At 34.5% G+C, this 20911-nt stretch carries 13 protein-coding genes; all 13 read left to right on the forward strand.

Annotated features, from left to right (window positions below; genetic code table 11):
- Window positions 1-5: 5 nt before the first annotated feature.
- The 13 genes from cheD (at window position 6) to H4J70_RS17270 (ending at window position 20296) form a co-directional block, all read left to right on the forward strand.
- Complete coding sequence (cheD, locus tag H4J70_RS17210) at window positions 6-665, forward strand: chemoreceptor glutamine deamidase CheD (protein WP_182251537.1); 660 nt, start codon at window positions 6-8, stop codon at window positions 663-665.
- Between the two features lie 24 nt (window positions 666-689).
- A complete protein-coding gene (locus H4J70_RS17215) occupies window positions 690-1775 on the forward strand; it encodes a chemotaxis response regulator protein-glutamate methylesterase (RefSeq protein ID WP_182251538.1) in 1086 nt (361 codons plus the stop codon).
- Window positions 1765-2940 (forward strand): methyl-accepting chemotaxis protein, encoded by a 1176-nt coding sequence (locus H4J70_RS17220; protein ID WP_182251539.1) that lies wholly within the window; start codon window positions 1765-1767, stop codon window positions 2938-2940. Before H4J70_RS17215 ends, H4J70_RS17220 begins: the two co-directional genes overlap by 11 nt.
- 18 nt (window positions 2941-2958) lie before the next feature.
- Window positions 2959-3267 (forward strand): STAS domain-containing protein, encoded by a 309-nt coding sequence (locus H4J70_RS17225; protein WP_182251540.1) that lies wholly within the window; start codon window positions 2959-2961, stop codon window positions 3265-3267.
- A gap of 6 nt (window positions 3268-3273) precedes the next feature.
- Window positions 3274-4998 carry a SpoIIE family protein phosphatase gene (locus tag H4J70_RS17230; RefSeq protein ID WP_259368076.1) on the forward strand — a complete coding sequence of 575 codons (1725 nt, stop codon included), beginning with the start codon at window positions 3274-3276 and terminating at the stop codon, window positions 4996-4998.
- A 2-nt stretch (window positions 4999-5000) separates the two neighbouring features.
- A complete protein-coding gene (locus H4J70_RS17235) occupies window positions 5001-5924 on the forward strand; it encodes a diguanylate cyclase domain-containing protein (protein ID WP_182251541.1) in 924 nt (307 codons plus the stop codon).
- Between the two features lie 80 nt (window positions 5925-6004).
- Window positions 6005-7168 carry a response regulator gene (locus H4J70_RS17240; protein ID WP_070376924.1) on the forward strand — a complete coding sequence of 388 codons (1164 nt, stop codon included), beginning with the start codon at window positions 6005-6007 and terminating at the stop codon, window positions 7166-7168.
- Entirely contained in the window at window positions 7165-9333 is a 2169-nt protein-coding gene (locus H4J70_RS17245; protein WP_182251542.1) for a PAS domain-containing sensor histidine kinase, read from the forward strand. Before H4J70_RS17240 ends, H4J70_RS17245 begins: the two co-directional genes overlap by 4 nt.
- A gap of 443 nt (window positions 9334-9776) precedes the next feature.
- Window positions 9777-10352: a response regulator gene (locus H4J70_RS17250; protein ID WP_070376926.1), complete on the forward strand. Its 576-nt coding sequence runs from the start codon at window positions 9777-9779 to the stop codon at window positions 10350-10352.
- A gap of 1156 nt (window positions 10353-11508) precedes the next feature.
- A complete protein-coding gene (locus H4J70_RS17255) occupies window positions 11509-13044 on the forward strand; it encodes a PAS domain-containing methyl-accepting chemotaxis protein (protein ID WP_182251543.1) in 1536 nt (511 codons plus the stop codon).
- A 5-nt stretch (window positions 13045-13049) separates the two neighbouring features.
- Entirely contained in the window at window positions 13050-15647 is a 2598-nt protein-coding gene (locus H4J70_RS17260; RefSeq protein WP_182251544.1) for an EAL domain-containing protein, read from the forward strand.
- A gap of 50 nt (window positions 15648-15697) precedes the next feature.
- The gene (locus H4J70_RS17265) at window positions 15698-16732 is read left to right on the forward strand and encodes a GGDEF domain-containing protein (RefSeq protein ID WP_182251545.1); all 1035 of its coding nucleotides are present in this window, start codon (window positions 15698-15700) and stop codon (window positions 16730-16732) included.
- Between the two features lie 729 nt (window positions 16733-17461).
- On the forward strand, window positions 17462-20296 hold the full coding sequence (locus H4J70_RS17270) for a PAS domain-containing hybrid sensor histidine kinase/response regulator (protein WP_182251546.1): 2835 nt from the start codon (window positions 17462-17464) through the stop codon (window positions 20294-20296).
- Window positions 20297-20911 lie beyond the last annotated feature (615 nt).

Raw genomic sequence — 20911 nt, forward strand, 5'->3', positions numbered from 1 at the left:
TTATATTGGAACGTAATACTGGGCTAGAGCTTGAGCAATGTATATCACGTTGCTTGCCAGAGTTTTCTCACGTCAATCACTATTGGGATAATCAAAAAAAGTCAGTGGTTGCAAAAATCTTACCCGGTGAGTTTTATATGACACGGGACAATGTGAATATTGCCACAACATTAGGTTCGTGTATCGCTGCATGTATTTGGGACAAGCAAGCAAAAATAGGGGGCATGAACCACTTTATGTTGCCTTTAACGGATAAAAAAGTACATGAAGTTAATTGGGGACATCGAGGAATTACAAGCGATGCAACCCGATATGGCAATTTCGCAATGGAACATTTAATTAATGCGATCTTAAAGAATGGTGGTAGACGCTCAAATTTAGCCGCAAAAATTTTTGGTGGCGGCAAAGTATTAAAACAAATGTCTGATATCGGACAACGTAATATTGAATTTGCCATTCAATATTTACAGCTGGAAAACATTGAAATTGAAAGCACCGATTTGGGAAATATGTATCCGCGGAAAGTTATTTTTGAACCGGCAAGTGGTCGAGCTTTTGTTAAGAAACTCGATAATTTACATAACGATACAATAGCTAAACGTGAAAGAGATTACAGTTATAGCATTGACCACTTCAAAGTGGATGGTGATGTAGAATTATTTTAGTAGGATCTATAGGTGAGCCATACATTGAAAAAAATTAAAGTATTAGTTATCGATGATTCAACAGTCATACGGAATATTATTAAAGATGCACTAAAAGATGATGACCAAATTGAAGTCGTAGGTGAAGCAGAAGACCCAATAGTTGCTCGTGAACTAATTAAAACATTAAGACCTGACGTTTTAACGCTAGATGTTGAAATGCCTAAAATGGATGGTATTACATTTTTAGAAAACCTAATGCGCTTACGTCCTATGCCCGTCGTTATGTTGTCTACATTAACCACAAAAGGTGCAGACATTACTTTAGAAGCGTTAGAAATTGGCGCTGTAGATTTTATTGCTAAACCGAGTGTTCAAGAATTGTTAGCGACTAGAAATAGCTTTAAAGAAATTTTAGTGACAAAAATTAAACAAGCAATGCTTGTTGATCAAAAAAAATTACGACTTTCCAATGCATTAATTCAAACTAAGCAAGATACAATATTGAATTTTAATGGGGTGAAACAAGCTAATCATATCGTTGCAATAGGCGCATCTACTGGCGGAACCGAAGCAATAAAAAGTGTACTCATCACGCTACCGGCCAACGCACCAGCAATAGTGATTACTCAACATATCCCAAAAACCTTTAGTGGACGATTTGCTGACCGACTTAATGACTGTTGTAAAATAACCGTGCAAGAAGCACGGCATGGTCAAAAAATAAAGGAAGGTCATGCATATATTGCCCCCGGAGATATGCATCTAAAAGTGGTAAAAAAAGGTGATGGATTATTTTGTACGTTAGAAGATTCAGCCGAAGTTAGCCGGCATAAACCATCGGTAGATGTACTCTTTGATTCATTAATACCTTTTGCTGATAATGCGCAGGCTATTTTATTGACAGGGATGGGCAGAGACGGGGCGCAAGGAATGTTAAATCTGAAAAATAAGGGAGCTATTACACTCATTCAAAACCAAGTAAGCAGTTTAGTTTGGGGGATGCCAGGTAAAGCCTTTGCATTAAATGCTCACTGTAAGGAGGTGCACTTAAATGAAGTTGCTACTGCTATTCTACATTTTTCCTCATTAAATGAAGCCGCTAGAAGAAAGGAAAGTTATGAAAGTTAACAAGCTTTTATTTTGGGTGAATTTTATTCTGATCATGGTTTTATTAGTGAATGAAATCATATTAGAAATAAGCTATTTAAGCATTATTATTGCTTTTGCTTTACTCTCAGTATTACTCGTGAAAAGTAAACCGCAGGCGATAAATACCGAGCAAGTAGTAGAAGACGACGAGGAAAAACAACATCAGTTAATTGAAGAGGTTATTCAAGATTTACATCGCCTGCTACAACAAGAAGTAGACATTATTGACAATGAAATCAATCGAACTACAGCCTTAGTCGGTGATGCTGTTTTAGGTATTTCAGATTGTTTTAATAATTTACAACAACTTAGCCAAGAACAACAAACGATGATTGCGGCATTGGTGGAACAAAGTCAAAGTATTGGTGATGATAAAGGAACTACGTTGGCAACTTTTGTTCATTACTCTAATGAAACCTTAAATAATTTTGTCAACGTGATTATTAATACCAGTAAACAAAGCCTAAAGACTATGGCATTTACCGATGAAATGGAGCAGCAATTTGAAGCCGTATTTAGTTTGTTAGAGCAAGTAGAAAGTATTGCGAGTCAAACTAATTTATTAGCATTGAATGCTTCTATAGAAGCCGCTAGAGCGGGAGAAGCTGGCCGTGGTTTTGCGGTTGTTGCTACTGAAGTAAGGTCGCTTTCAATAAATTCAACAGGATTAAATCAAAATATACGGAAAGAAATTGATCTTGCCAAGAATACGATAAGCAAATTAAGAGGCGCTGTAGAAACAATAGCTTCAGCTGATATGACGCCTACACTACATGCGAAAGATAAAATTCGCGCCATGATGGAAAATTTTGAAAGTACAAATAAAGATAATACGGCAAAGGTTGAGGAACTTTCTACCCTTAATCCTAAGATTGCAGATGCTGCAGCATTAGGCATTCGCTCATTACAATTTGAAGATTTAACTTACCAAACGTTACATTCGATAAAAACTAATGTTGACAGTATTCAACAAATTAACAATGAATTAAAACAATTCAGCGAAAGTTCAAATCAATTAAAGGTAAGTCAATTACATGTTCTTAAAGAAAAGTGTGTTGATATATTTACACTGACAAAGTCACAAAACTTACACCGTAGTGTCACTCAAAATTCTATGGATGAAGGCGAAGTTGAATTATTTTAGAGTTTAGGAGCAGAAGTTATGACAGTAAAAACAAAGGTATCAAAAGATAATAAAGAAGTGTCAATTTCGGTTTTAGAACGTTTTGACTTTGCTCAACATCAATGTTTTAGAAAAGCCTATAGTCAATATAGTCAAAATGGCACGAAGTTTATTGTAGATTTAAGTAAAACTGAGTATATCGATAGTTCGGCATTAGGCATGATACTTTTACTAAAAGATTATGCAGAGCATATTGATGGAACGCTCACTATTACCAAGCCTAGTAAGGCGGTGAGTAAAATATTAGAAATAGCGCAATTTCATCGATTAATGACCATTGTTCAATAATTACTAATGGCTATGGGTATTCAGCTAGACGCTAAAATAGCATTAGTCGTCGATGACTCCGTTACACAATGTAGAGTCCTTACCGCTTTATTGAAAGAGGAGGGGTATCGAGTGTTTACCGCCAATGACGGCGCTCGCGGTGTTGATATGTATATTAAATATCAACCCGACCTAGTATTGATGGATATTAATATGCCTGTCATGAATGGTTACGAAGCTGCTAAAAAAATCAAAAGTTTGAGCAAAGGAAGTTTAGAACCGCTAATTTTTGTGACCAATATGAATACAGAACAAGCATTCATTGAAAGCATCGAAGCTGGCGGGGATGGCATATTAGTACGGCCATTCTCTCCAGAAGTTTTTAAAGCGAAAATAAAATCTGTTCAACGTATCAGTGACTTATATCAGCAAGTAAAAGCGCTACAACAAGAACAAGTAAAAGATGCAGAACTTGCCGAACAGCTCATGTCTGAAGTTGTTGAGTCCAGAAATTTTGGCCTAAATAAAATAGGCATCATTAAACAACCCGCAAACATCTTTAGTGGTGACATACAGTTAACCGCTCTAACCCCCAATGGCGATATACATGTAATGTTAGGTGACTTTACTGGTCATGGTTTACGCTCTTCAATTGGCGCTATTCCGGTATCAGAAACATTTAGGGCAATGTCTAATAAAGGTTTTTCATTATTTGAAATTATTGCTCAAGTAAATCGCCAGCTTAAAACTTTATTACCTACGGGATTATTTTTAGCGGCAACCTTTGTTAGTATCTCTAGTCGAGAAAAAACCGCGTATATATTTAATGCTGGTTTACCAGAAGCCTACATTTTCGATCAACAGGCAAACATAAAGCATAAGTTAGTCTCTAGTCATCCACCATTAGCTGTTTTAGCAGAATTATTACCCGACGCAAAATTAACAGCTTTATCGATAGAAACACAAGACCGCATTGTTCTGATCTCTGACGGTATTCTCGAGGCTAGAAACAATACAGGCGAAATGTATGACTATAAACGTTTTGAGCAAGCTGCAATTAAAGGCGTTATCCAAGGTAGTGTTGCTAAAGTAGTGATGAAGGATGTTGCCCGCTTTTGCCAAAAGGCGCCACAAGAGGATGATATCTCAATTATTGATATTCCTTGTAATGGCTGGGACGAGGAATTAATCGCACAAATCAGAGCACATAACCAAGAAAACAGTGAACAAGTAGAAGATTTTTACATGAAAAATCCAGCATGGCATTGGCAGCTGCATCTGTCAGCTCAAAGTTTAAACGCAGTTAACCCAATTCCCATGATAATGAATCAAATTAATCATATTGAAGGTTCTAAACCGCAATGGCAAAACTTATTCACTATAATTACTGAGTTATTTATCAATGCCCTCGACCATGGTGTTTTAGGATTAAGTTCTGTGTTGAAGACTTCTGCTGAAGGGTTTTGCCAATATTTTGACGAACGCGAAAAACGCTTAAAAGTATTAAAAACAGGTTTTGTTAATATCTCAATTGATTTTTTTAATGATGTATCTACTAATAAAGTTGTGTTGACCATCGAAGATAGTGGCCAGGGATTTGATGTGTTAAGCATTTTTAAAGAGATTAAAGTAACGAATATCGATGCATTAACTTATAGCGGAAGAGGATTATTATTAGTAGAAAAACTTTGTGAAACGTTAGAATTTAAAAATAACGGTTCGACCGTTCAGGCGTTATATTTATGGAAGTAAAATTGAACATATTAATTATCGATGATGACCGAGTAATGAGGAGGATCATCAGAGCTATGCTTGCTGAAGGATCGCATAATACGTTAAGCGCGGGTAATCATATTGAAGCGTTGTCTGTATTATCATATCAAAAAGTTGATTTGATTTTAATGGATATAGAAATGCCAGAAATCAATGGATTTGACTTAACCAGAATTATCCGCAAAAAACTCGACCACTGGCTACCAATTATATTTTTAAGTGCGAATGAAAGTGATAATTATCTTGCATTAGGAATTGATGCTGGAGGGGACGATTATCTCACGAAACCAGTTAACCAAACCATCTTAAATGCCAAGATACGGGCAATGAGTCGTATTGCTGATATGCAAAGACAATTAAATGAACTTAACAAGCAACTAGAAAAACTGAGTTATATTGACCCATTAACTCAGTTGCTAAATCGCAGAGGTCTTGTAGAACGTTTAGAAATTGACTGGCGAGCAAATAAACGTAAAAAAGAAGAATTATCAATAATGTTACTAGATATTGATTACTTCAAACCATATAACGATAACTATGGTCATCCTCAAGGAGACTTATGCTTACAAAAGTTTTCTCAAGTTCTCACTAACTGCATGCACCGACCAGCTGATAGCATCGCTCGTTATGGTGGTGAAGAGTTTCTTATTATTTTACCAGCTACCCCTATTGAAGGTGCGCGCTTTAAAGCTGAAAAAATCATCAATGCATTGTTGAATGAGTCAATTCTTCATGAGCATTCTCAGGTCGCTAAGTATGTCACGACAAGCATAGGTATTAGCTCAACTAAATTTGGTGCTGTTGATTACACAGAACTCATCAAACAAGCTGACTCGGCTTTATATCTAGCTAAACACAAAGGAAGAAATAGACGTGTTATATATCAGCCAAAAACACAAAATTAAAGCGATTGTTTTTAGCACTAACAAAGACCTATTTGAGGTTTTGATTAGAGTTAAAAAAAATGAAACAAGGAATATTCATAATGACTAAACACACAGTATTAATTATTGATGATGATGCGGAATTTTTATCACTTCTCAGCGAAAGTTTAGATGGTACGTTTCAAGTAAGTTGCGCTAAAAATATAGATGAAGCGGAACATTTCTTAAATGAACATCAAACTTTTGATATTGCCCTTGTTGATGAATATATTGGTAAAGAAAAGGGCTCTGATTGGATTAAGGCAAAAATAACGTTAGGAAATATAGCTAAATCATTTGTTTTATATTCAGGACTTGCAACCGAAGATGCTATATTGAGAGGTCTAGAATGTGGTGCAGATGACTTTTTAGCAAAGCCTATTTCACTTCACGTATTACATAATAAACTTTTAAAATTAATTACTTACCAAGATGAAATTAAGGGTTTTAAAACTGAATTAAGTTCTAAAGACAATGTGATAAATATTTCAATGGCACAGGCTTCAAAATATGGGAGCTGTATGCAGTTGACCTCGAGGTTAAATCAATGTTTCTCCTTTGAGCAGATACGAGATGAAGTTTTTAAATTTTTACAAAATGAGAACTTATCGAGCTGTATTGCTTTTTATCCACTAAATGAAAGTCCTTTGTTTTTTCATTCTGAAAAAGGAGTTTGCTCGCCTGTAGAAATAAATGTGATTGGACTATTAAGGGTAAAACCCCGGTTATTTCGTTTTGGTGCACGCACTATATTTAACCATCACTTGGTATCATTACTGATCCTTAATCTCGAAGAAGGTAGCATTGATACTGATATCTATATTGATGCCCTAGCATCGGTAATAGAATGTATTGGGGCAAGAATGGCATTTATCACCTATAAAATGTCATTGGTAGGTGTTCAAGAACAAATTAAACAAGCCGTTGATAAAACAAAAAAAATGCTCGCTATATCAAAATTACATCAACAGGAAGTAATGAACGAAATAGTCCAAAATATGGGGATGAGTTTTCATGTACTTGATATGAATTATGAACAAGAAGAGTACTTAACTAACCTCGTTCACACTGCGTTAAAAAGGCATACTCAAGACGATATAAATTTTTTAGAAGTGACACAATTACTCGATCAAGCCCTTGATAGTGTTGATAAGTTGAAGTCGTTAAATATCGAGACTATAACCGAAGAAGATAATGGTTATGACGATGAGGATGAATTATTTTGAAAACTCTTAATGCTTTTTCAATTAATGATATTCCGTTACCGGCCTTTAAACTCAAAAATGATGGAAAAATCAACGCGGTCAACGAACAAGCCATTGTTCTGTTGGGCTATCAAAGTAATGAGTTGGTTGATGTACCCTTTGAATTATTATTTGATAATCAACAATTTCTGCAAAGTGAAAAACGCTTACCTATCACCGAATTTTGTACCCCCTCAGTAACACAAGCTATTTTAAAAAGTAAAACTAAAGAAACGTTCAAGGTTTCACTGCAAATAACTAAAAGGGAAGGTGAATTTCTAGTTTTGTGTTTATCATCAATACCTGTAAATAGTGGTGTTAAATCAAACACGTTTGATTGTTCAAATAAAGCGATCGTAGATCAATTGAAACAACAAAATGGCTATTTAGAGTTAGCTGAGAAAATAGGGAATTCAGGGTGTTGGCAAATAGATTTAGTCAAAAATACCGTGTTTTGGTCACCTGGGGTATATCAAATTCATGGAGTAGATGAAGACGCCTATAAACCTACATTGGCAGGCACGGTAAACTTCTATATAGAAAAAGAAAGAGAAAGAGTTGCAGCAATATTTCAAAACAGCATAGATAATAAAGAAGGTTTTTATTTCAAAAGTGTCATCGTTAAAACGGACGGAGTAAAAATAAAAGTAGAATCAATTGGTGACGTGGAGTTGGATGACTCTGGACAATTAAAATCTATTTTGGTGGTGCTTAGGGATATCACTGAAATGGAGGTGAATTATGAAAAATTAAAACTATTAGCCATGGTTAATTATACGGAAAAAGTTCCGGTTTTCTTTATTAATGAAAGTGACAACCTTGTTCATCAAGATATCAATCGCTATAGATATGAAGAAAATAAAAATTTATTTTCTTATGTAAACTTCACTACCAACGACTATTTACAGCTGAAGAAGTTGGCGAAAGCTGAACATAAATTAAAAAGGTTCAATATAAGTTATGACAACTACACGAGTGTTTTTGATCTGTCAGTTACTTATGAAAGTGAATCCAGCATTTATATTTGGATTGTTGAGAATGTTACTGAAAAATACCGCTTAGAGCAACAGCAAGCCATCAGTAACCGTTTAGGAATGTTAGGCAATACTTTTGGCAGTGTATCACATGATATTAATAATGTTCTCGGTGTAGCATTAGGTTCAATTGAAATGCTAGAGCTTAAATATTCTCAGGGAGAGAAGGATATTTCGAGTTATATTTCTCGAGTGAAAAATGCGATTTATAAAGGTAAGAATGTTACCGAAAGGTTGTTGGCATTTACCCATAAGCCAAGTGTGAAAATTGTTAATTTTGATCCTGTTAAAGAAATTAGAGAAAATAAATATTTGTTTGAGCAGTTATTATTAAAAAATATAAAAATCAAATATGCTATTAAAAATGTCGATTGTAATATTCACTTTCCACAAGGTGAGTTTATAAATATATTACTCAATTTGGTATTGAATTCTCAAGATGCAATTCAAAACAAGGGTATTAATGGTCAGATAGAAATATCAGCAAATATAGTTGATGAAAATAAATTAGAAATTCATGTTATAGATAGTGGTGTCGGCATTACAAATGAAAACTTAACTAAGGTTTTTGACCCTTTTTATAGTATTAAATCAGTGAATAAAGGTAATGGAATTGGCTTGGCAAACGCCTATAATACTATGTATAAAAATAATGGCCATATTCAAGTTAAAGGTGATAGTAAATTAGGCGGAGCACATTTTATTTTAACATTTAAATGTCAAGTCGGTTTGTTGTCTTCAGAAATAAGCGTTAGAAGGAGTCATGGAAGTCTTCAAGGCAAACGTATTCTTGTACTTGATGATGAAGTGAGTATTGCTGAGTTTGTTGGCTTGTATTTAGACAGTTTGGGCGCTGAAGTGATTTGCGTGAACAATAAACTTGATTTAGAGAGGCAAGTTAATATCATTGATGATATTGATATTTTTATTACCGATATGATAATGCCAGACTTATCAGGCGCGGAAGCTGTAGATATTGTAAAAAATAAATTCTCTCAGGTCACGATTTATTCGATGAGCGGTTATATGGCAATTGAAAATAATGGTTGGGAATATCCAGTGCTTCGTAAGCCATTCAACTCTGAAGAGCTTTCTAAATTTCTAACAGAGTAATTCGACAAGCGTAAAAATATGACTTTTATGAAAAAGGTTTGAACATGAAATACCAAAAAAGTTTAAGTTTGTATAATCATAAATTAAAGCTTATTTATGTTTTAGATCACATAAAAAAACACTCGATATTTTATACGAAAAAATTATTCTGATATTAAGTGTCATTTTGACTTAGTCAATTAAATTCAATTCTTTATGTTTTAAGAGTTACTTCCTACTTTGTTAATTATCAAAATTTATTAATCATATTTTAGTTTCAACTAAAAACAAGTTCGTTAACATTTATTTGACAAATCTATGACGCTTAATGCCGCTAAACAAAAAAAAACGACAAAACAGAAGTGTGGATGTCCATTTATGGAATATTAGCTATAATAATCTTTAATGTTATCTTAAATATCGGTATTATTGATTTAAATTAATAATACCGATATTTATAAAGTATGAGTACTGTCACTAAACCGCTGTTAACAACTTCAGAAGCTGCAAAACTTCTGAATGTAGCACCAACTACCATTCGTCATTGGGCACAAAACGGTCGACTGCCTTTTATTTCAACACCTGGTGGTCATAGACGGTTTGAAAAGAATGATGTTTTGTCTTTAATGGCAAGACCAAAAAAAACGCAGGTTAATGACTTTTCTATTTTAATTGTTGATGATAATAAAGAGTTTGGTGACTTGTTATTCGAATTATTAGGGAGCTACTTTCCACAAGTCAGATTGGAACTCGCATACAATGGTTTTGATGCAGGTGATTTATTACATAGATTTAAACCTGACTTAGTGATTTTAGATTTAATGATGTCAGGTATTAATGGTTTTTCAGTATGTAAGCGAATTAAAACATCGCCGTCAATGCAACATATTAATGTTATTGCAATGACAGGGGCATTAACAGAAGAAAATGTAAAAAGAATAACTGAACTAGGCGCAGAGCGTTGCTTTGGTAAACCCTTAGATTATTCTGTAATGAAAGAGGTTATATCACAATTCATTACCAACAAGTCAAGTGTGTAACTAAATACCAACAAACAATTAATTAAAGCGACATTTAAGAATAATGTCGTGAAATTTACATTTCTTATAACTTGTTCACTGTCTAATTGAATTGTGACTTTCACTAGCTAAAATAACGCGTTGATTTTTAAACAAAAAATAAAAAAATTTATGAATTCAACCACCAAAGGTATGAATACTATATTATTTTTGGTCAGGATTGCATATAAAAACTATTATGTCTAACGCTGTTGCAAACTCATCAATGTCATTAACTTAAGAATTTAACACATACGTTTATAATTCATAGAATATTTGTTGGGGACGAACCTTCGATCTTTTCTAATAAACTTTCTATTCGGCTTAATAACACTTAAATTCTTTGATATTTTACTTATCAATAGCTCGTATAACTCAACATTAGCTAGCTTCATTGTGACCCAACAACATTATCTTTGATCTGATTTATTGCAAAGAATAAGTTAGTTATCGGGGTTTCTTAAGGTCAACTGTTTGGCTAAAAGCTGGTATTATGAGTGTTTATCTAAAATAGTTAATCCACACTTTTTGTCGCACGAAAAGAATAATTGGTAGTTTTCCATAAGTAAAGGTCTCCCAAGTTATTATAATACTTATAAGTCGGAAACTTTAACAATCCGCATCAATTCTGATACGTGTCATTCAAATGCTCCTCTACCTGTTCAGTTCAGTTAAATAAAACCATGTACGTTGCCTACCGTTAAATTTTTCTTTTCGTTGTTTTATACGTACCTACGTGACCTGGTCAACGGTCCTCTAGTTGATTAACGTGTTTTGAAAGAACTGAATCGCCAACTCCCAATTGGTCCCGAATTAACTGAAATTCTGTATCTTCAATAGGTACTAATAGCGGTTGTCGCAACGTTAAGGATTTTTGCAGGTTCTGAACGTATTAAAAATTTGTTAGATGTATTCAAATTCTACTTTTAATAGTGAACTATTACGTAATAGCAACTATGGTACGGTTACCTCCATAAATCACTTTGCTTTTCCTTGAATTTATAGCTTGTGCTTGGTAGTATTCGTTTTTTTGTTGTTTTTGTTGTTTTTGTTGTTTTTATCGCTTCTGGTGCGTAATTCTGGCTTTTTGTTAAGCTGTTGTAGATAAAAAGATGATTTTTGATTAATAGGGTGCGGAGTGAATAAAAGAGACCATAATTTGATTAATAAAGAAGTTCATTTTCAAGAAGGTGAAGAGCTAGTTTCAACAACAGATACTAAAGGTGTGATCACCTATGCTAATCCTTCATTTTGTCGTATTGCTGGTTTTACACTTGGTGAGCTTGTAGGTGAAAATCATCATATTGTTAGGCATCCAGATATGCCATCGGCTGCTTTTAAAGATTTATGGAGTAATTTAAAGTCTGGCTTACCTTGGAGAGGCGCTGTAAAAAATCGATGTAAAGACGGCCGTTATTATTGGGTTGATGCTTTTGTAACACCTATTTTCGAACAAGGCCAGCTTGTTGGATATCAATCAGTAAGAACTAAATTAGATGATAAGATCAAACAAAATGCAATATCCGCCTACCAAAAAATAATTGCGGGTAAATCAATTAATAAGTGGTATCAAAATTCAAAAATAAAAAAAACTATATATATAACCGCAAATGCTTTCACTGTATTTGGTGCAACGCTCTCTCCTTATTTTATGGCTTTTTTCCCTATTATTCCTTTTATTGTTTATAAAAATGAACTGATTAATGTTCCTAAATACTTTAAAAAGCTCACGAATGAATACGATAGTGTATCTCGACTTATTTACTCAGGTACTCAATCTCAGGGGATAGCTGATTTTCATTTAAAAATTGCTGAAGGAAAAATAAAGACAATTTTAGGCCGTATTTTAGATAGTAGTCAGTCGTTAACTAAGGGAGCTGGGAATTTAGTAATTGCTGCTCGTTTAGCAAAAGAAGGGGTTGAACAAGAAACTGCAGAGTTGCATCAAGTTGCAACAGCGGTAGAAGAAATGGTTGCTACGATTGATGAGGTCGCTAAAAATACAACGTTTACTTCAGAAAAAGTTTCTCAAGCCCATGATGATTGTGAAACAGCTACACATGCCATGAAACATACGATGGAACAAGTTAACGTTTTAGCACAAGAAGTCGCCCAATCAGCTTCTTCAGCATCAGAGCTTGCTAGCGAAGCTGAAAAAATTGGTAGTATCATGCAGGAAATTCAAAGCATAGCAGATCAAACTAATTTACTTGCTTTAAATGCGGCTATTGAAGCTGCGAGAGCAGGGGAGCATGGCAGAGGATTTTCTGTTGTTGCAGATGAAGTAAGAGCATTGTCTACCAGAACGCATGATTCGACAAAACAAATTCAAACCTCAATCCATGATATACAAACTACATTGCACTCTTGGTCAATTACGATGAGTAAAGGTAAAGACTCTGCTGATGATTGTGTTGCACAAGCGACACAAGCACATAAAGTGGTTGATTTGGTTTATCAATCAATTACTGACATTTCTGATCTGGCGATTCAAATTTCTACTGCTTCTGAAGAGCAAAGTATGGTATCTCAAGAAATCAGTCGAAATATTATAAATATTAGTGACGCGTCTCAAAATAACCTGCGTCAAGCGAATACTGTTGAGGCAGAAACGCAGCAAATTACAACACGTGCCAATTCTCTTGGTTCACTCGGACAAGCCTTTAACGGATAGTTATTATGACTCATTATTTGAATACATTAACGTCTCTTTCTCATGATGTGGGAATAGGATTAGTTGATATGAAAGCGTTAATAACTGAGGGGTTATATGCTGCCCCTTCTGAATTTTCGGTGAATAAAGCAGGTCTCTGGATTCTTGACGATAAGAAAAAAGCTTATAGCTGCTTAGCTTATTTTTTTAATGAAGTTGTTGATCCTGAACAATTACCGTTAATTACTGAAGATAATGATTTAGCATTGTTTAGTTTACTACAAAACACCTCCGATATTATTGAAGATGGTGCGACTTATGAATTATTAAGCAATAAGAATCAAATGGTTATGTCCGCTTTTAAATTACAGTCAGTATTATTGATTCCTCTTAATATTAAAGGCGAGAATAAAGGTTTTATATTTTTAGGAAATAGCATAAACAGTACTGTATGGTCTGATAATATTGTTTTTACTTTTAGATTTTTATCGCAATTATTTATTCGCTCTTTGTTAGCTGTTAACAATAAAAGTGTGGAAATAGAGTTACAACATAAAAATCAATTGATGAATGAAATAGAAAGAATCACGAAAACAGGCGCTTGGTGCTACGGTATTACTACGGGGGAAATCGAGTGGACAGATGAAACTTTCCGTATCCATGGTTTACCCGTTGGTGATGTGATATCTATCGAACAAGGCATTAAGTATTATGGCTTGAACGCACAAACAGTGATAGAAAAAGCGTTTAGTCGGGCGATTACTCATTTTGAACCTTATGAATTGGAGCTTCCGTTTATCGACGCTCAGGGTAACCATAAATGGGTCAGAACAACTGGTAAAATTAGGTATGATCTTCAAGGGGCAACTCATGTATACGGAGCTTTTGAAGATATCACACAGCAAAAACAATTATTCGAATCAGAAAAATCGACAAGTAAGAATTTAAAAAGCATTGTTGATAATTTAAATGACTGTATTTTGACTATTTCAGATAAAGGGCTCATTCGATCTGCAAATAGGGTTGTTGAAAAAACCTTTGGTTATTCTCCGCATGAGTTAATTGGTAGAAACATATCCAAATTAATGCCTGAGCCTTTTGCATCCTCCCATGGCAAGTACATGCAGAATTATCTCCAAACAGGGAATGCTCAAATTATAGGTATAGGTAGGGAGTTACCTGCTATGAAAAAAGATGGTTCTATATTTCCAATGGAATTATCTATTTCTGAAGTGTTACATGGACAAACTAAAGTTTTTATTGGAATTGTACGAGATATCACAGAACGCAAAAAAGCGGAGCAGGAGATTCATAAACTTGCTTACTTTGATGATACAACAAATATTCTAAATCGCCATTCTTTTGAACGAGATTTAAAAAAGTCTTTTGATAAATCGATGTTAATAAATGAAGACGTTTCTGTCTTCTTGGTCAATATTGATAAGTTTTCTCAAATAAACCTAACCTATGGAGAAGGCATTGGTGATGATATTCTTCGCATGATAGCTTCAAGGTTAACGAAAAGCCTACCACCCTCTGCAGTTACTTACAGAAATAGTGCCGATAGCTTTTATATTATGGCAAAATTTTTTGACATTTCGCTCATATTCCAAACAGAGCTAGCGCAACAAATTATAAAAGAGATAAACCAATCAATAGAAGTAGAAAATAAATTAATCAAAGTACAAGCAAGTGTTGGTATTTTAAATGTAAGCTCCCAAGACATTAATTATATTGATATTAAACCACTACTTGAATTAGCTGTTTTCAAAGCTAAAAAACAAGGGGGTAATTGCTATGTATTTGCTGATAGTAATGAAGCGAGTATATTGAAAAGGCATTCAGAACTATCTATGGCAATGAAGAATAACAAATTTACAAGCGAGTTAGCTATTGTTCTACAACCTCAATATTCTCCCTATGGAGATATTGTTGGCTCAGAAGTTTTAGTTCGATGGTTTTCGTCTATAGCAGGTTTCGTTTCACCCGGAGAATTTATTCCCTTAGCAGAAAAAAATGGCGCTATTATTGAGTTAGGGGAGTGGGTAATTGATAAAGCGTGTATTTTATTGTCGCAAAGACGACTTTTTTCAACATCATCATCACCTATCTCAGTAAATATCAGTGCGAAGCAAATAGCCCAACCTAATTTTGTAGATAAATTACGAACTAAACTAGATGAATATAAAATTCCGTATTCCGAGATGGTGTTAGAGATAACAGAAAGTGCACTTATTGCCGATTTTGATTTGGTGATAGGTAAAATGCAATTGCTAAAAAATAAGGGTTTTCATTTCTCTATTGATGATTTTGGTACCGGGTATTCAAGTTTGAGTTATATACATCATTTACCTATTTCAGAGTTGAAAATTGATAAGTGTTTTGTTGATGATATAAAAAATTCAACGGACGAAGTACCCATAATAAATACCATTATTCAAATGGCTAAATCTTTACACTTAAAGGTTGTTGCTGAGGGGGTTGAATGTAAGGCGCAGTTGGATTATTTAAAGCAACATGGATGTGATGTAATACAAGGTTACTATTTTTCTAAGCCTTTAGAACCAGAAGAATGGCTCGATAACTGGGCTTTAGAGCATATAGAAACATTACCAGAGTCATAATTATGGCTCCCATTTTCTCTTTATTAATAATAACTAAAAGTAACATATAAATGTACCAACCAAACACAATTATCGACCATATAGCTAATTTCACTTCTCAGCGTGATACAGAGCTATTGGCTTTTAGTCTATTAAAAAGCGTTAGTAACATGATGAATTGTTCATCAACAAAAATAATTACCATCAATAAAAAGGGAGATATTAGATCTCACATTTCTTTTGAGAATAATCACTGTGTTGTTAATAAAACCTCTGTTGAGATAGGGGGTGTTTTAAGGCGTACTTTTGAGCACATGAATGAATCTTCTTTGGAAGCATTCACTTTAAAAACTAAAACAGGTTACTCAATCATACGTTTATTGCACCATGATCGGAAAAGTGAGCAATTCTTAATCATTAATTTACAAGGACAAATGGGAAAAGATCACGCCTATATTCTGTCTGGTATTCTTAGTATATACAGTAATTTTATTACACTGTTAAATGAATCTCAAACGGATGAATTAACAGGACTTGCTAACAGAAAAACATTTGACTCTGCTATTTCAAGTATCTTTAACGCGCTTCCTCATGATTATGACAATGTAGAAAATGAAAGAAGAACACAGAATGAAATCACAGCTCAAGAGAGACGCAAGTTTTGGTTGGTGATGATAGATATAGATGATTTTAAACGTGTTAACGATAAGTTTGGACACCTTTATGGTGATGAGATATTAATTCATTTAGCACAAATTATTCGATCAAACTTCAGAGACGAAGATTTGCAGTTCCGTTTTGGAGGAGAAGAGTTCGTAATTTTATTGAGCGCAGAAAATCAAATGAGATGCATTCAAATTATAGAGCGTTTTAGACGTAATGTAGAAGAATATCAATTTCCAAATGTAGATAAAGTAACCGTTAGCATTGGTGTCGTCGAATTCAAGAAAGGTACCTTTCATGTAACATCTATAGATTATGCAGACCAGGCTTTATATAAAAGTAAAAAGAGTGGTAAAAACCAAGTTACTTTTTTTGAAGATATGGTAAGTCAAGGAATAGCTAAAAAGTCTGACATACCAGGGGGAGATGTAGATTTATTTTAACTCAAAATACATCAGATTTTCCACTCAATCAAATCAGAATTGCCAGTCATTATCATCCAACACTGACATCTTATAACACGTAGTGCGACCACTGAATAACATTCGGTTTAACACTATAATTTTAAGTCACTTTGTGCACTATTGATGTTAGATGTTGGATATTCTTTAGGTCAACTGATAGCCCAGGCTGTGTGATAACTCTCAGCTTACAATTTTTATACAACGCTAAGTAAATTCGAAGGTAGTTTGACACCAAACTTACTACAGATTTAAATCTACAGAGACTTTTTCGTTGATATTTCCAAATTACGCAAGTTCAAAATAGTTTTCACACAGCCTGGCCACACTGAAGACTTTAGCATTTGAAAATTTATGTATGTTTTTATCTACATCGAAGATAGTTGAATATTACCATTACGCTAGCATCTTCCTGATAGCGGAGGTTCCCTATAAATAAAAAATGAGTTATTTGATGAGAACTTTTTGCCAATACCTCTTTAAGTATGGATGGGAACAAAGCCACAAGAGTTGCCATTTATATAATCATCGTTAAAAACAATCTTGCGTATTATTGCTATTGTCGCTATTGTCGCTATTGTTGCCATTGTCGCCATTGTCGCCATTGTCGCTATTGTCGATATGCCACTAAAAAAGAAATAAGCAGAATGTAATTTTTATGAAAACTACATAAAACTATAGCGTCAACATGTTAATCATGGATGTAACAAAATGAAAGGTCAATCCCCAAAATATTATCTATTATTAGTAATCTTACTGTTAGGGTTAAGCATTGCTTCGGCGAGTATTTTTAAATCTATCAATATAGAACAACAAGAATTAATAAGGGTTGAAGGGAATAGATATGATTCCTATGTGTTAGCAACGCTTTTACGTCGAAGTTCAGATGACTTAACACGTATGGCTAGAGCCTATGCAGCAACAGGTAACCCGCTATTTAAAAAACAGTTTCATGATGTCCTTGCCATTAGAAATGGTCAATCCCCATTGCCTGTTCATTATGATAGAGTTTATTGGGATTTCATGGCCGTTAGCAACGAGTCCACACCTGTTGAATTAGGAGAACCTGTTTCACTGCTAAACTTAATGACAAAAGCAAATTTTACAAAAAGTGAATTATTATTGTTAGAAAAATCACAGGAGAAATCGGATAAGCTTGTTGCAATTGAAGAAATTTCCTTTAATGCAATAAATGGCATATTTCAGGATGAGCATGGTGAATTTACTATTTCTGCTAAACCTAATAAGCAAATGGCGATAAATTTATTACATAGCGATGAATATCACATGGCTAAGCTAAATATCATGAAACCAATTAATCAATTCTATGAAGTGTTAGCGGGACGTACCAAACAAGAGGTCAACAATACATCTGATAGACTTGATTTTCATTTAAATACTCAAATTATTATTTTTATTTTATCAGTCTGCACAATTACATTATTGCTATTTTTATCATGGCGCGATTATAAAAAAATGTTGCAACTATTAAATCAAAGAGTCGTCAGAAAAACATTAGAATTATCTAAGGCTAATGATAAAGCTACTGTCTATGAAAAAGCGCTATTAATAGCCAAAGAATTATTAATAGCCAAAGACCAAGCCGAAGCCGCAAAATTTGCCTTAGACCAACATTCACTTGTATCAATAGCAGATATAGACGGTAACATCCTCTATGTGAACGATAAATTTGTAGAAATCAGTGGTTATCAAGAAAGTGAACTTATTGGTAAAAAACACAGCGTACTTAATTCAAATAACCAGCCTAAGTCCTATTGGCAGAAAATGCATCAAACGGTATTAGCAGGTAAAGTTTGGCGCGATGAAGTACGTAATAGATCAAAGAACGGCGACTATTATTGGGTTGATACCACGATAGTCCCCAATTTCGATAGCAACAAAGAAGTCAAAGGTTTTACTTCCATCCGCACAGATATCACTCAACAAAAATTAAATATAGATAATCTTGCCTTAGCCAAGGAACAAGCAGAAGCCGCGACAGAGGCAAAAACACAATTTTTAGCGACTATGAGCCATGAAATTAGAACACCAATGAATGGCGTGATAGGTATGACAAACCTCTTACTTGATACTCCGTTAAATAAAGAGCAGTATAATTTTGCCAAAACGGTAAAATATAGTGCTGATTCTCTGTTAAGTATCATTAATGATATTCTTGATTTTTCCAAAGTTGAAGCTGGTATGTTAGAGCTTGAAACCCTTGAATTTAATTTAGAGTTATTGTTGAATGACGTTGGCAGCAGTCTTGCTTTTCAAGCTCATGATAAGTCTCTAGAACTGATTTGTCCCGCTAACATTATACCGAGTCAGTCGTTCATTGCTGATCCTGGACGCATCCGACAAATACTTAATAACGTGGTTGGTAATGCGATTAAATTTACCGAGCAAGGAGAGGTATCAGTCTATTGCAAAGTTCAAGAGGAGACTGAGCAGCGTACAAAACTCCTCTTTGAAATCACTGATACTGGTATTGGTCTTACTGATGAACAACAAATCAAGCTTTTTGAGCGTTTCAGTCAAGCCGACAGCTCTACTACTCGTGAATACGGAGGCACAGGGCTAGGGTTATCTATAAGCAAGCAGTTAGTTGAAATGATGGACGGTGAGATAGGTGTTAAAAGTATTGAAGGTAAAGGTTCAATGTTTTGGTTTACACTAAATGTTGCTAATACCAACACTTTGAGACCAAAGAAAGCTTTTGACAACTTACAGGGGCAAAAAATACTTGTCGTTGATGATAATTTTACAAATAGGGTTTTGTTAGGGCAACTGCTTGCTCAATGGCAAGTGGAACATACGTTGGTAGATAGTGGTCATAAAGCGTTAGAAAAATTAAATGAAGAAAGTTTAAAAGGGACACCTTACCATATCGCTATTTTAGATATGCAAATGCCTCAAATGGATGGCTTTGAGCTCGGTACTAAGATCAAAAATGATAGTCGACTTTTTAAGGAGACTCGTTTAGTGATGCTAACATCACAAGGGAAACGAGGAGACGCTGATAAATTAAAGGCCGCTGGCTTTAATGGATATCTGAATAAACCTATCGTTCATACTATTCTCTACAATACTTTAATGACAATAATAGGAGCTAACACACCAGAACAACCCTTGGTCACGGCCTATAGCTCTCATGAACTTCCACAGTTTACCGCAAGAGTTCTGGTAGTCGAGGACAATGCGGTTAATCAAAGATTAGCTCAAGGTTTATTGAAAAAATTTGGTGTCCAAGTCGATTTTGCTGTCAATGGAGAAGAAGCGTTAAATTCTTTAGAGAATCTACCTTTTGATTTAGTCTTCATGGATTGTCAAATGCCAGTAATGGATGGTTATGAAGCTACTCAAAAAATTCGGTATTCAGAATCGAAGGTTCTTAATCGAGATATACCGATAATCGCCATGACAGCAAATTCAATGGAAGGCGATCGAGAGAAGTGTTTAGCTGTTGGAATGGATGATTTTATCTCCAAGCCAGTAAACCCTAATAAGGTGCAAGAAGCATTAAAACGCTGGCTACCGAAGTAAAACTCTAAAGTATAGACAACAATACTTATTGATCCGAGACGTTTGTATCTTCTAACCGCTTGGTTTATTCTAAAAGTTAGCTTTCTGAGATGAAATCCCACCGGCAGGTATTCGATTATGCAGCAGTCGTAGATATTGTTCCCGTTTTATAACTGTATTTTACTTTGTTGATGATGAAATGAGTTTAAAGTCTATTTTTGGAGCATCCGCTTATCTAATGATTTGAATTCTGCTGTCGAGTGTTTTAGGTCAACTAACTGGTGCTCAGTTGACTTCGATAAACACTTTTGATTTCAAAATATCACTTTCGGTTTGCTCACCAAGAAGTCATATAAACGAAAGTGTGAAACGTCAGCTATCGTACCTTTGTTAACATTGGGCTAGTGATTATTATAGACTTCTTTAGCTAAACCAGGCTGTGTGAAAACTATTTTGAATTGGTGTAATTCGATAATATCAACGAAAAAAAGGCGTTGTAGACTAATTTTGTAGTAATTTTGGTATCAAACTAATTGATAATTTACGTAGCTTTGCATCATGATTTTACGCGGTGAGTTTTCAAACAGCCTGAGCCATAAGCTGACATTAAGCTTTTGTAAAATCATGTTAATATTA

It is taken from the genome of Colwellia sp. BRX8-9 (genome assembly GCF_014077245.1).
Lineage (GTDB): Bacteria > Pseudomonadota > Gammaproteobacteria > Enterobacterales > Alteromonadaceae > Colwellia_A.